Source organism: Cytobacillus sp. Bac17 (assembly GCF_024519925.1).
Lineage (GTDB): Bacteria > Bacillota > Bacilli > Bacillales > Cytobacillaceae > Cytobacillus > Cytobacillus pseudoceanisediminis.
The window spans coordinates 17301-30797 of sequence record NZ_JALJRC010000031.1; the positions used below are offsets into that span (position 1 = coordinate 17301).

General features: G+C 40.8%; 17 protein-coding genes. 11 read left to right on the forward strand and 6 right to left on the reverse strand.

The window, feature by feature from the left end; translation table 11 throughout:
- Positions 1-69: 69 nt before the first annotated feature.
- A complete protein-coding gene (locus tag NR125_RS24175) occupies positions 70-975 on the reverse strand; it encodes a TIGR01777 family oxidoreductase (RefSeq protein WP_009335827.1) in 906 nt (301 codons plus the stop codon).
- Positions 976-1238: 263 nt separating this feature from the next.
- Here NR125_RS24175 and recX point away from each other — a divergent pair, with 263 nt between their 5' ends.
- A complete protein-coding gene (gene recX, locus NR125_RS24180; protein WP_009335828.1) occupies positions 1239-2042 on the forward strand; it encodes a recombination regulator RecX in 804 nt (267 codons plus the stop codon).
- A gap of 18 nt (positions 2043-2060) precedes the next feature.
- On the opposite strand, the gene NR125_RS24185 is transcribed toward recX, so the two are convergent.
- Positions 2061-2732, reverse strand: coding sequence for an SDR family NAD(P)-dependent oxidoreductase (locus NR125_RS24185; RefSeq protein WP_071155949.1), 672 nt, complete (start codon positions 2730-2732; stop codon positions 2061-2063).
- 227 nt (positions 2733-2959) lie between these two features.
- On the opposite strand from NR125_RS24185, the gene NR125_RS24190 reads away from it, so the two are divergent.
- Positions 2960-3289 (forward strand): YfhH family protein, encoded by a 330-nt coding sequence (locus NR125_RS24190; RefSeq protein ID WP_009335830.1) that lies wholly within the window; start codon positions 2960-2962, stop codon positions 3287-3289.
- 43 nt (positions 3290-3332) lie between these two features.
- Here the strand turns inward: NR125_RS24190 and NR125_RS24195 are convergent, their stop codons facing one another.
- Positions 3333-3491, reverse strand: coding sequence for a YpzG family protein (locus NR125_RS24195; protein WP_009335831.1), 159 nt, complete (start codon positions 3489-3491; stop codon positions 3333-3335).
- 20 nt (positions 3492-3511) lie between these two features.
- Positions 3512-3682, reverse strand: coding sequence for a small, acid-soluble spore protein K (locus NR125_RS24200; protein WP_009335832.1), 171 nt, complete (start codon positions 3680-3682; stop codon positions 3512-3514).
- A 128-nt stretch (positions 3683-3810) separates the two neighbouring features.
- Between NR125_RS24200 and NR125_RS24205 the strand changes: the two genes are divergently transcribed.
- A complete protein-coding gene (locus tag NR125_RS24205) occupies positions 3811-4080 on the forward strand; it encodes a YfhJ family protein (protein WP_009335833.1) in 270 nt (89 codons plus the stop codon).
- Between the two features lie 32 nt (positions 4081-4112).
- Here NR125_RS24205 and NR125_RS24210 read toward each other — a convergent pair whose 3' ends face one another.
- Positions 4113-5093, reverse strand: coding sequence for a metal-dependent hydrolase (locus NR125_RS24210; protein ID WP_009335834.1), 981 nt, complete (start codon positions 5091-5093; stop codon positions 4113-4115).
- 233 nt (positions 5094-5326) lie between these two features.
- Here NR125_RS24210 and mutY point away from each other — a divergent pair, with 233 nt between their 5' ends.
- A complete protein-coding gene (mutY, locus tag NR125_RS24215; protein ID WP_071155951.1) occupies positions 5327-6427 on the forward strand; it encodes an A/G-specific adenine glycosylase in 1101 nt (366 codons plus the stop codon).
- 32 nt (positions 6428-6459) lie between these two features.
- Here mutY and NR125_RS24220 read toward each other — a convergent pair whose 3' ends face one another.
- Entirely contained in the window at positions 6460-6684 is a 225-nt protein-coding gene (locus tag NR125_RS24220) for a hypothetical protein (protein ID WP_019383506.1), read from the reverse strand.
- A gap of 281 nt (positions 6685-6965) precedes the next feature.
- Here NR125_RS24220 and fabL point away from each other — a divergent pair, with 281 nt between their 5' ends.
- The 7 genes from fabL (at position 6966) to NR125_RS24255 (ending at position 13480) form a co-directional block, all read left to right on the forward strand.
- Positions 6966-7715, forward strand: a complete 750-nt coding sequence (fabL, locus tag NR125_RS24225; protein WP_009335837.1) for an enoyl-[acyl-carrier-protein] reductase FabL — start codon at positions 6966-6968, stop codon at positions 7713-7715.
- An 86-nt stretch (positions 7716-7801) separates the two neighbouring features.
- Positions 7802-7993 (forward strand): gamma-type small acid-soluble spore protein, encoded by a 192-nt coding sequence (locus NR125_RS24230; protein ID WP_009335838.1) that lies wholly within the window; start codon positions 7802-7804, stop codon positions 7991-7993.
- 209 nt (positions 7994-8202) lie between these two features.
- Entirely contained in the window at positions 8203-8454 is a 252-nt protein-coding gene (locus NR125_RS24235) for a YgaB family protein (RefSeq protein WP_009335839.1), read from the forward strand.
- A 291-nt stretch (positions 8455-8745) separates the two neighbouring features.
- Positions 8746-9276, forward strand: a complete 531-nt coding sequence (gene ntdP, locus NR125_RS24240) for a nucleoside tri-diphosphate phosphatase (protein ID WP_009335840.1) — start codon at positions 8746-8748, stop codon at positions 9274-9276.
- Positions 9277-9451: 175 nt separating this feature from the next.
- A complete protein-coding gene (locus NR125_RS24245; protein WP_071155953.1) occupies positions 9452-11200 on the forward strand; it encodes an ABC transporter ATP-binding protein in 1749 nt (582 codons plus the stop codon).
- A gap of 320 nt (positions 11201-11520) precedes the next feature.
- On the forward strand, positions 11521-12537 hold the full coding sequence (locus NR125_RS24250) for an ABC transporter ATP-binding protein (RefSeq protein WP_009335842.1): 1017 nt from the start codon (positions 11521-11523) through the stop codon (positions 12535-12537).
- Positions 12512-13480 carry an ABC transporter ATP-binding protein gene (locus NR125_RS24255; protein WP_009335843.1) on the forward strand — a complete coding sequence of 323 codons (969 nt, stop codon included), beginning with the start codon at positions 12512-12514 and terminating at the stop codon, positions 13478-13480. Before NR125_RS24250 ends, NR125_RS24255 begins: the two co-directional genes overlap by 26 nt.
- The last annotated feature ends 17 nt before the right edge of the window (positions 13481-13497 follow it).

Sequence of the window (13497 nt, forward strand, 5' to 3'; positions counted from 1 at the left end):
TATCATCCTTTCAGAATAAGGTTCACACTTCCCTTATTTTTCCCTTATTTGAAAAAAATGATACAAATTTCATTTATAAATATCGCTAAGAGCTGCCTTTAATTCTGGATATAAAAATTCATAACCGAATGACTGCAATTTTTCAGGAAGTACTTTTTGCCCCTCTAATACCAGGGTACTCATCTCTCCAAGAGCTATTTTTAGAGCAAAGCCCGGAGCAGGCATCCAGTGCGGGCGATTAAGGACTTCTCCAAGTATTTGCCCAAATTCCTTCATAGTCACAGGATAGGGCGATGTGAAATTTACGGGACCATGAAGCTGTTCGTGTTCAATGCAAAAAAGGATTCCGCTTACGGCATCATCTAAATGAATCCAGGAAACCCATTGGCTGCCTGATCCGACAGTCCCTCCCGCAAATAATTTATAAGGAAGGGCCATTCGCGGAAGAGCACCATCGTTTTTCTCAAGAATGATTCCAAACCTGCAGAATACTGTCCTGACTTCAAATTCTTCTGCTTTGGCTGCCTCTTCCTCCCAGCGTCTTACTGTTTCAGCCAAAAAATCAGTACCGCTTTTCCTGGAAGATTCGGTGAAAGTTTCAACCTGGGAAGTGCCATAGTAACCAACGGCGCTGGCATTTATAAGTGTATACGGCTTTTCTTCAAGGCGGCTGATAATCCGGCGAACTTCCTTCGTGGCTGTAATGCGGCTGTTTAATATCCGTTTTTTGCGATCTTCCGTCCATCTTCCACTGTTAATGGACTCACCAGCCAGGTTGATAAACACGTCAATGCTTTCCAGAACATCTTCCGGTGAATCATCATCGTTCAGCCATTGTACATAATTCAGATTTTTAGAATGCTGCTTATGAGATATATTTCTCGTTAGAATAAATATTTCATGTTTTTTCTCCAGTAATTTTTTCACCAAGGCGTTTCCAACAAAGCCAGTTCCGCCTGCGATGGCTATTCTCATGGGCGATTCCCCCTTTCAAGTGCAAATACCTTGTTACAGTTTACGACGTTCTCTTTCAAAATCCTTTTTTGATAAGGCTGTTTTCGCAGGGTTTGTTGCTTTTTGTATATTATTTATTGAGTTTATTGCAGCAGGCGGTAAGACCCTGTCGAAGAGACTCACCGCCCGTGCCCCGCAGAAAGCGAGCAGCCTGGAGCGGAAAACAACAATTAATACGAAAAGAGGCTTTGATTATGTTACATTTAAGAAAAGAGGTGGAGAAAATGCCGATCATTACGAAAATCACATTTCAGAAAAAAAACACAGACCGCTACAATATATATATGGATTATGGGAAAGGTGAAGAATATGCATTTAGTGTGGATGAAGATGTATTAATAAAACATCAGCTCAAAAAAGGAATGGAGCTTGATGAATTTTCACTAAATGAAATTGGCTATCAGGATGATATCCGGAAATCCTATAACATGGCTATTCAGTATTTATCCAGAAGGATGCGCTCAGAAACCGAAGTCCGCAAACATTTAGCTGACAAAGAAGTTGAAGAACCGGTTATTCAGGAAGTTGTTCACAAATTGTATGATTACAAATTTTTGAACGATGAAGAATATGCAAAAGCTTTTGTGCGTACACAAATGAACACATCAGATAAAGGGAAAGGTTTAATCCGCACTGAACTAAAGGAGAAAGGGATATCCCCTAAATTAATCGATAAGGCGCTGGAGGTGTATTCAAGGGAAGCTGAATTAAGTACAGCAATAAGGCTGTGTGAAAAGCATGCACAGAAATATGGCCGTGATTCATCAAAGATCCTCAAACAAAAACTGGAGCAGATGTTAATGCGTAAAGGTTTTAATTTTGACATCATTCAAGAAGCAATATCTGAAACGGAGATTGAAAAAGAAGAAGATGAAGAATTGGCTGCCCTAAAGTATCAAGCGGAGAAAGCTAAGAGGAAATATGCTAATCTTCCTGAATTTGAATACAGGCAAAAAATGAAACAAACCTTATTTAGAAAGGGCTTTTCGTTTGATTTAATTGATCGATATTTAAGTGATGAAGAATAACACATGGAAGCCCATGTGTTATTTTTTAGATTCAATTACAATGGACTCTTCATTCAAATTATCCAGAATCATTACTGCCACTTCTTCAGGAGAACGAAGCCTGGATTTGTTTTTGATATGGTCGCTTTCATCCCAGAAAGAGGTATCCATTCCGCCCATATAAACGGCTTTAACTTTAATATCCGTGTCTTCGAGTTCTTTCTGAAGGCTCTCTGTAAACCCTCTTACAGCAAACTTGCTTGCTGCATACACAGATTCATTTACTTTTCCTTTTAAGCCAGCAGTCGAAATGATGTTCATCAGCAAGCCGCCGTTTTTTTCTTTAAAATAAGGCAGAACAGCCTGAGTCATATAAATAGTGCCCAGCACGTTTGTTTGAAGCATTTCCTGTATTTCCTGCTCTCCAAGACGTTCAAATGGCCCAAAGTGTCCAACTCCAGCATTGTTAATTAAGCCGAAAAGTTCATGGCTTTGGATTTGCGTCATCAAGCTGCTGATCTCCTGGAGTTTTGCAATATCTAATGTAAAGGATTGAGCGCTTCCGCCAGCTTCATGAATCTCCTTTTCCACGCTTTGCAGTTTGTCCAAAGTCCTTCCTGTTAAAATAATATGGAATCCTTGTCTGGCAAATAATAAAGCAAGCTCTTTGCCTAATCCGGACCCCGCGCCGGTAATGATGACGGACTTCATATGTTTCCCTCCTTTGAAGGTCTTTTAAACACCATTTTAACAAAAAAGTTCAATACTTGTGAAATAGCATCAAAACAAAAGGCAGGACCCTTTTCTAAACAGGCATTTTCTCATATACTTAGTTATGTCGAACCGGAAATCAACGGGCACATTAAAAGACTAAACAGAAGTTTCAAGAATTAACCAAAACAATATACGATTATCTAGAGAAAGTAAGAGGGGTTAATATGCAGGAGAAAAGGTACAGTACAATGACTACGTATGAGCTTCAGCAAGAAATTGCCAGCTTAAATGAAAAAGCAAGGAAAGCGGAACAGATGGGTATGGTAAATGAGTTTGCCGTACTTGAGCGCAAAGTAATAATGGCGAAATCCTACCTGCTCAATCCTGATGATTTTTCCCCTGGTGAAATTTATGAAATCGATGGAGATCCAGGAGTTTACTTTAAAATTGAATATATGAATGGCGTGTTTGCCTGGGGATTCCGGCTAAATGGAAGCAAAGGTGAAGAAGCTTTGCCGATCTCCATGCTGAAAAAACTGGAAGAAAGAGGATGAAGTAAACCATCCTCTTTCTGATTTTAGTGCAGTCTAACTCACTTTATGAATTTTTGCGAATCTGCCGTTTTAAAATAATGAGGTCTTGAGTTTGCTGGGTCTCACCATTTACTTGTGAATGTGCACGTTTAGGCCTAAAGTGCGGTGAAGTAAATGGACTGGAATAAGGGTTATCCCCAAAAAAGTTTTTGCTGTTTCCCATAACCAAGCCCTCCTCGTATTTTAAAATTCTGGTGTGTCACTTTCGCGGTTTGATGAAGCTCTCATTCGTTCCTGAGGGTGCGTATTAATTGTGCCATCAGCCCGGCGTGAAGCATATTCTGCTTTAGCCCGCGGCTCCCCCTCCAATTTTATATTGTTTTGATTTGGGAAATTTCTCGCTTTATTGCGCATAAGCAGCCTCCTAAACCGGAATAAGAGCGTGAACGGCAACTTAGCCAATCACGTAATACTATTATTTGTTTTTTTCGAAAGGCTATGATGGATACTGGTTATTAATAAATGGTAATGAGGTGACTTTTATGAATGAGTACCAGCAAAAGCTTTATGAGCTTTTATTGGAAAAAAACAAAATGCTTTCAGCAAGCCAGGCCCAGACATGGATTGAACTGCTATGGGAAGATTTTGAAGCAACTTATGCCAAGGCTGGCAGAGAATATAAAGGTGCTGAAATGACAGAAAGAATCGTAAGGCAATGGGTAGAAAACCACGGAAGCAGGCTCCATGAATTTGTTGCCAATAATCCTAAATACAAACATTTACTCGAACAGGACAAAAATGCGCTGAATTGAAAACAGGCTGCCTATTTAGCAGCCTGTTTTCATTAGCCAGGAATGATATCCAGTTTTTTTCGAAGTTTTTCCTCACTGAAAATCCAGCCTGTATAGGATGATTGAATGTTAAACTCCCGATCGAGCTGGACCACGGCTACAAATGGATAATGTCCATTGCTCCGGTAGCGGAGGTCAATGAATCGAACTTCATAATAATCATCATATTCATCCACTTCCCAGCGGTAAACAGGTGAGAAGGATAGGAATGCTGATAGATTTTTGTCTTTCTTCGCGGCTTCAATTACAGGTGTTTCAGGAACAGGAACGCGGTTAAATTGATCGAGAATCCTCACATGGTTTTTAACAGCACGCCCAACGAAAAATTGCTGCTTGCTCATCACGGCAACTCGCCATTGATTGAATTTCATAGTTGGGGCAATGATGATTTCTGTGGCATCCGGTATAATTACTTTTACAGCTCTCAGCACACTTCTCTGAGCTGCGAATCGAAGAAGATAATACACGACAATAATGCCATAGATAATTAAAAATGTATAACCAGGATGAGCCCCGAAGGCCCAGATAAATAATCCTGCGACATGGATCCCAAAAATAAATGGGTCAAATGTGTTAATGATTCCCAAAGCTACCCATTTGGAAGAAAAGGGCCGAAGTGCCTGAGTTCCATAAGCATTAAATATGTCTACAAAAACATGCAGGAAAACAGCCAAAAAAGTCCACAGCCATAAATGAAGCAAATCTGCTGTTGGAAAAAATGGGTAAACAACTGCAAGTATGGCAAGAGGCCAAAGCAGCACAGCCGGTATGGAGTGGGTAATTCCCCTGTGATTGCGAATATAAACGGCATTATTTCTTAGTTTTAAAACAGTATCTATATCTGGTATTTGTGAACCGACTATGGCTCCAATCATGACACTTGTTGCTGTAGCAGAACTTTCAGCAACAACGGGGTCAAGAGTGGCAATGCCGCCAATCGCCAGCCCCATAACTACATGTGTGCCGGTATCCAAGAGGAAAATACCTCCTTCCTTGGGACATGATTCTTGTGTTTGATTTAATCTATAGCGGACTTGATGCCGCTTTTTTAGTGTACCAGCAAATTTCTTGTATTAACAGCTGAATATGGGTACCTTTAAAGGAGTTGATGAATAATGTTCAATCATCAAGAACTAAGGATTAAAGAAGCGACTGTACTAATATATTCCCATATTTTCCGATTGTTTAACATCAGGAGGATTAAAAATTGAAAGAAGTTAATCAAAATACGATTGAATCAGTTGATATAAATGGTTTTCAAGATGATTTGCTCAGGTGGTTTGAAGCTGAGCAAAGGGATTTGCCATGGAGAAAGGACCAGGATCCTTACAAGGTTTGGGTTTCCGAGATTATGCTTCAGCAGACGCGGGTGGATACCGTAATTCCTTATTTTCATCGCTTTATTGAACAGTTTCCGACTGTAAAGGATCTATCTGAAGCAGACGAAGAAAAGGTATTAAAAGCCTGGGAGGGTTTGGGCTATTATTCAAGAGCAAGAAACCTTCAGGCGGCCGTCCGGGAAGTCCATGAAAAATATGGCGGAAGAGTTCCAGATACACCAAAAGAAATTTCTTCATTAAAAGGAGTAGGGCCTTATACAGCAGGAGCAATTCTCAGTATTGCTTACGGAATACCGGAACCAGCTGTGGATGGCAATGTCATGCGGGTCCTTTCGCGTATCCTCTCTATCTGGGATGATATCGCCAAGCCTTCTTCCAGGAAGATCTTTGAGTCTTCCGTCCGAAAATTAATTTCACATGAAAATCCGTCCCATTTCAATCAGGCCCTTATGGAGCTTGGCGCATTAATTTGTACACCAACGTCACCTTCATGCTTATTATGCCCGGTGAGAGAACATTGTACTGCTTTTTATGAGGGGACGCAGCATGAGCTGCCCGTAAAAACTAAAACAAAGAAGCAAAGAAATGTCCAGTTAGCAGCAGCTGTCCTCATAGATGATCACGAAAGAATTTTGATACACAAAAGGCCTGAAAAAGGCCTTCTTGCTAATCTCTGGGAATTTCCGATGGCAGAAATCAATATTGCTTATGTAAGCGACAAAGAGCAGATGAAAGATGTGTTCAGCACACAATTTGGCGCCGAAGTGGAAATACAAGAAATGACTGGTCAGATTGAACACGTTTTTTCCCATCTAACATGGAACATAAATGTGTATAAAGGAAAAGTAATAATACTTGAAGAAGAAAAAAATGATTTGAAATTAGTCAGCCTTGAAGAAATTAAAGAATTTCCTTTTCCGGTTTCCCACCAGAAAATATGGAAGCAATATTTGGATAGCAGAGGATAGAAAAAGGAGGCGTGCCCCCTTTTTCTATATGATTAATCGTAGCTTACCCGGGTTCCATGCGTATAATCAGCTTCCTGTCTTTTCAAGCCGCCGCGGTTTTCTATTTCTTCGATGATTTCCCTATGGATGGTTTGGCCCTCAGCATTTAAATAAGGCATGATCTGCTGAAATGAATGATGGTAAAAAGCAAGCTCACTGTCCTTCCAGTCTGATTTTGACATCATAGAGAGCTCTGTCATATCACGTCCGACAAACAATTGCCATCTTCCTTTCCTTATTTGGATTACAAATAGTGTTTTAATTCGAATTGCCATATATACATGGAAAAAGCTAAAATGAAATCGGTAAGGGGTTTTATTTAGGCTGTTTTTTAAAATTTTGGTGCTGTTAAATTCAAACAAAGTTTAACATGCAGAGTTGGTTAGAGCGGAGGACACTTGCACCAAACTAGAGAGAACAGCTTAATTTTTAAATTCCCGTTATAACAATCCCTAAAACAGTTTGGAACAGGAATACATAACAGAAAGGAAACTGAATCATGACACAAAAAGTAGCACTGATAACAGGAAGCAGCAGAGGAATTGGAAAGGCAACGGCCATCAGGCTTGCCAAAGAAGGCTATGACATTGTCATCAATTACGCACGCAGCAAATCGGCTGCAAATGAAACAGCAGCCGAAATTGAGGCACTGGGAAGAAAAGTCCTGGTTGTAAAAGCAAACGTAGGTGACGTAGAAAAAATTAAAGGGCTTTTCCAGGAGATTGAGCGTGAATTTGGAAGGCTGGATGTGTTTGTAAACAATGCAGCATCCGGTGTACTGCGCCCGGCAATGGAACTGGAAGAATCCCATTGGGACTGGACAATGAATATTAACAGCAAAGCTCTGCTTTTCTGCGGACAGGAAGCTGCAAAGCTGATGGAGAAAAATGGCGGCGGAAAAATAGTAAGCATCAGCTCCCTGGGATCGATCCGCTACCTGGAAAACTATACGACTGTGGGGGTTTCAAAAGCCGCATTAGAAGCATTGACACGCTACTTGGCTATTGAACTGGCTCCCAAAAATATCGTCGTAAACGCTGTTTCAGGTGGTGCAGTTGATACTGAAGCTTTAAAACATTTCCCTAACCGTGCAGAGCTTCTCGAAGAAGCAAAGACCAAAACTCCTGCAGGGCGTATGGTGGAAATTGAAGATATGGTTAATACAGTAATGTTTTTGATAAGTGAGGATTCCAGCATGATCCGCGGCCAAACGATTATTGTGGATGGAGGCATTTCACTGCTTGTTTAATGAGAAAATGGATATATTTGGTATTTAAAAAAGTTGGATAGTTTCCTCCGCTCTCGGTTAAATTAATGAGCGTGGAGGTGATTATAATGGCTAAACAACCAAACCAAACTCAAGCTGGAACTAACGTTCAAGAAGTGAGACAACAAAACGCACAATCTGCTGGACAAGGCCAATTCGGAACTGAATTTGCCAGCGAAACAAACGCTGCTGAAGTAAGACAGCAAAACCAGCAAGCTGAAGCTCGTAAAGGTCAAAATGCCGGCAAACAAAGCCGCTAATAACATTTAAAGAAAGAAACCGCCTTTTAAATGGAAAGGGCGGTTTCTTCTTTTTTGTGCGGATTAGAATTAAAGTCCCCAGTCAATTTTTTATCTCTGATCATCACTTCGACAAAACTTCCATAAAGTCAACATAACTAGTCAAAGGGTTAAAAAAAGGTGCATCGAAATATAAAGATAGGAAAAATAATGGGGACGGTGAAACAAACATGGAGAACTTTAACAGTTTAGTTTCAGAACAGATGAAAACGATGGAAAAGCTTCTTTATCTTCAAAGTGAATTGGAACGCTGCCAAGAGATTGAAGAAGAATTGAAGGCAATTCAGCAGGAAACGGAGCTTGAAAGTGTACAGTATGAGATTGCAAGGATGAAAGAAGAACTGAAAGAAATTCATCGTATATTTGAGGAACAGACCGAAGAGGTCATCCGCTCCTATCAGGAAGTAAATGTAACTGTTTAAAAATAACTTTCCTTCCCTAAATCCATCTGTTCTTCTATACCTATAAAATCAGCTATATATCCTTTTTTTAAAGCCGTTGATACATTTCAATGGCTCTTTGTTTTAAAAATTTCCTTTTACCGTTATAATAGTAGAAAACAGGAATCGTACTTTGTTGCCTTTTTCTTTTGGATAGTATTGAGTCATGCTGTGCAGTAAACGCCGGCATGAAGGGGAGGACGCCTATTAAATGGCGCCAAAAAAAGTATTTTCAGGTTGCAAAGCTTCCGGAATGGAAAGTAGGGGAAAAAAATGGCGGTACCCATCGAAGGCGAACCAATGCAAATACACAGCTATAAACATAATGGGCATATCCACCGCGTCTGGGAGGAAACAACCGTATTAAAAGGGACACAAAATTTAGTGATTGGCGGAAATGACCGGACAATCGTAACAGAATCTGACGGAAGAACATGGGTGACAAGAGAGCCAGCCATTTGTTATTTCCATTCACAGCACTGGTTTAATGTGATTGGAATGATTCGGGAAGATGGTGTTTATTATTACTGCAATATCAGTTCACCATTTATTTTTGACGGAGAAGCGTTAAAGTATATTGATTATGATCTTGATATTAAAGTGTATCCGGATATGACATTCAATCTGCTTGACGAAGATGAGTATGAACGGCACCGTCAGGAGATGAATTATCCCGATGTAATTGACAGCATCCTTAAATCGAATGTTGACAATCTCATCCATTGGATCCGTCAGAGAAAAGGACCTTTTGCACCCGACTTTATTGATATATGGTATGAACGTTATCTTACTTACAGACGCTAAAAAATGGCTGAATGCCGAAAAAACGCCTGTTGGACCTTGAGTCAGCAGGTTTTTATTTTTGTCCAGATCTGCATGATTACCAGGTTTAGGGGTAAGTTTAAAAAAATAATTGGAAATATCGGCTGATAGTCCAATATAAAAAAGCTGCATGATGAAGAGAGGGGGAGCGATCCGGTTGGACAGTATAAAGAGATATTTGAAATTCGTAAAGCCGTATCGGCTTCAGATTATCGGAACCATTATAATAGGCATCATTAAATTTGCCATTCCACTTTTGATTCCGCTTCTGATTAAGTATGTAATTGATGATATTATTGGCAATGAGGCATTAAGCCAAAGCGATAAGACCAGCACACTTTTAATGGTTATGGCTGTAATGATTGCTTTATTTGTCATCGCCCGTCCGCCAATTGAGTATTACCGCCAATACTTTGCCCAATGGGTGGCAAGCAAAATTCTATATGATATCCGGGATAAGCTTTTTACCCACATTCAAAAGCTAAGCTTCCGGTTCTATGCAAATACAAGAACAGGGGAAGTCATCTCCAGGGTCATAAATGATGTTGAGCAAACCAAAACATTCGTAGTAACCGGTTTAATGAATTTATGGCTTGATGTGGCAACTATTTTAATAGCAGTTGTCATTATGCTGAATATGGATGTTACGTTGACGATTGTGTCTCTGCTTTTATTTCCATTTTATGCTTTTTCAGTCAAATACTTTTTTGGGAACCTCAGAAAGCTGACAAGGGCCCGTTCTCAGGCTCTTGCAGAAGTACAGGGCTATCTGCATGAACGTGTTCAGGGGATGGCAGTTGTTAAAAGCTTTGCAATTGAAGATTATGAGCAAACCCAATTTGATGCGCAAAATAAAAATTTCCTGACAAAAGCGATCGACCATACGAAGTGGAACGCAAAGGCATTTGCAGTTGTTAACACCATTACAGATATTTCACCGCTTTTAGTAATTGGCTATTCAGGATACCAGGTTATCCAGGGGGAAATTTCTCTCGGTGTCATGATGGCGTTTGTCGCTTATATAGATAGATTGTACGGCCCGCTGAGACGGCTTGTTAACTCATCAACAACCTTAACTCAATCGATAGCATCCATGGATCGAGTATTCGAATTAATTGATGAGAAATATGATATAGACGATTCTTCTGATGCAATCCAATGCCGGAATGTTAAAGGGCATATCCAATTTGAAGAAGTAAGCTTTTCTTACAATGAGAATGAGCCTCCAGTATTAAAGAAAATAAATCTTGATGTATCAGCAGGGGAGACAATTGCCCTTGTTGGGATGAGCGGAGGAGGGAAATCCTCATTAGTAGGACTGATTCCGCGTTTTTATGATGTCAACGAAGGCAGAATCCTGCTTGATGGCACTGATATCCGTTCATTTAAGGTAAGGAGCCTTCGCGATAAAATTGGCATGGTGCTTCAGGATAATATTTTGTTCAGCGAATCGGTTAAAACAAACATTCTTCTCGGCAAACCCGGTGCCAACGAGGATGAAGTAATTGAAGCTGCCAAGGCTGCCAATGCCCACGAATTTATTATGAATTTGCCTGAAGGTTATGATACCAAGGTAGGCGAGCGCGGTGTGAAGCTCTCGGGAGGGCAAAAGCAGCGGATCGCCATTGCGAGAATTTTTTTGAAAAACCCGCCGATCCTTGTGCTGGATGAAGCCACTTCAGCCCTTGATTTAGAGAGTGAACATCTGATACAGGAAGCATTAGAAAAATTGGCTAAAGACCGCACGACTTTTATCGTGGCTCATCGCCTTTCCACCATCACTCATGCGGATAGAATTATCCTGATAGAGCATGGTGAAATTTCTGAAGCTGGAAGCCATGAGGAATTAATGAAAAAACAAGGTAATTATTATAAGCTTTTTCAAGTTCAGCAGCTTGAAAATTAGGTTTAAAAGCCGGCTCTATTACAGGGCCGGCTTTATTGTGCGCTTTTTTATAGCAATGCGTTAAATTACTATAGTGTTAAAACAGCTGCCGGCAAATAACGGTCATTAATCTCCATCTTTTTCATAAATATTAGTAGGATATTACTTACAAAATCATGTCTAAAAATATATAATGTTTACTATATTTAAATAATTTAGAAAAATAAGTAGACTTAACCAATCTTTTTTTATAGAATGAAAAAAAGATAGTGACCTAAGGTCCAATATTGTTAAAAATGTCCCATTTCATAGAAAAGGACGTTCAAGAAAGGAGTATCCGTGTGACTCAAGCTCCAGTTTTAGATGTAAAGCAGCTGAGGACTTCCTTTTTTTCTTCAGATGGAGAAGTTCCCGCCGTTGACGATATCAGCTTCTCGGTTAACAAGGGTGAAATTCTTGGAATTGTAGGTGAATCGGGCTGTGGAAAGAGTGTTACATCACTCTCCATTATGAAGCTGATTCCACAGCCCCCGGGAAAAATTACGGGCGGCGAAATCCTCTTGGATGGAGAAGATCTTGTTAATGCATCAGAAAAAAGAATGCGTGAATTAAGAGGCAATGAAGTGGCTATGATTTTCCAGGAGCCGATGACTTCATTAAATCCTTTATTTACAATTGGAGATCAGCTGGTAGAAGGAATCAAATTACATAAAAAACTAAAAAAGAAAGCCGCGAGCCAGCAGGCAGTTGAAATGCTGAAGCTTGTTGGACTGCCAAGGGCAGAGCAGATTATGAAGGAATACCCCCATCAGCTCTCAGGGGGAATGAGGCAAAGGGTAATGATTGCCATGGCTTTGTCCTGCCATCCGCGCCTTTTGATCGCGGATGAGCCGACGACCGCTTTAGACGTTACAATCCAGGCCCAGATTCTATCTTTAATGAAGGATCTAAATGAAAAACTGGATACAGCTATTATTATGATCACACATGATTTAGGGGTAGTAGCTGAAGTCTGTGAACGGGTAATTGTTATGTATGCAGGGAAAATAGTGGAAGAGGCTCCGGTAGAAGAAATATTCAAAAACCCAAAGCACCCTTATACCCAGGGACTACTTCAATCAGTGCCTGATGTAAGAGAAAAGAAGGAGCGACTATATTCCATACCGGGAAATGTCCCAAAACCGGGCTCCATCAAGACTGGATGCCGTTTTGCAGCGCGCTGTGAATTTGTCCATGACCGCTGCATGACGGAAAGTCCTCCGCTTTACAATGTCGAAAAAGCAGAACAGCATACGGTGCGCTGTTTCCTGCATGAGTCTGGGGGTGTCATTAATGACCGAAGTGCTGTTGGAAGTTAATCAGTTAAAAAAGTATTTTCCAGTATCCGGCGGTCTGTTTGGAAGAAAACAAGGCGATGTGAAAGCGGTTGACGATATCAGCTTCTTCGTCAATAAAGGTGAAACGCTTGGATTGGTCGGTGAATCAGGATGCGGCAAATCAACCACGGGCAGAATGCTGATGCGCCTGATAGAACCAACAGAGGGAAAAGTAGTTTTTGAAGGCAAGGATCTGACTGCCCTCAACTCGGCGGAAATGCGCAAAATGAGAAAGGAAATGCAGATGGTATTCCAGGATCCTTTTGCTTCCTTAAATCCGCGCCATACAGTTGAGCAGATTTTGGAGGAGCCTCTCATTGTCCACGGAATCGGCAATAAGGAAGAGCGTAAACGGAGGGTAAGGGAGATGCTTGAGGTTGTCGGCCTCAGCAGCTACCATGCCAAGCGCTATCCGCATCAATTCAGCGGCGGCCAAAGACAGAGGATTGGAATTGCAAGAGCATTGATGACCAAGCCTAAGCTGATCATTGCAGATGAGCCTGTTTCAGCTCTTGATGTATCCATTCAATCACAGGTGCTCAACCTGCTGGAAGATCTGCAAAAGGAATTCCAGCTGACGTATATATTCATTGCCCATGATCTCGGGGTTGTTAAACATATCAGTGATAGAGTTGGTGTTATGTATCTTGGAAGATTAGTAGAGATCACAACATCTGACCAGCTCTACGATAAACCGCTGCACCCGTATACAAAGGCTTTGCTTGGTGCAGTTCCCATCCCTGATCCGACTTTAAAGAAAGACAGGGAGCTATTGACTGGGGACATTCCAAGTCCGCAGAATCCGCCAACAGGATGTGCATTCCATACAAGATGCAAAGAATGCATGGAGATCTGCAAAACAGAGAGGCCGCAGCTGAAGGAAATAGAACCAGGTCACTTTGCAGCCTGCCATCTTTATAGCTGAGCTATAAAAAGGGCAGA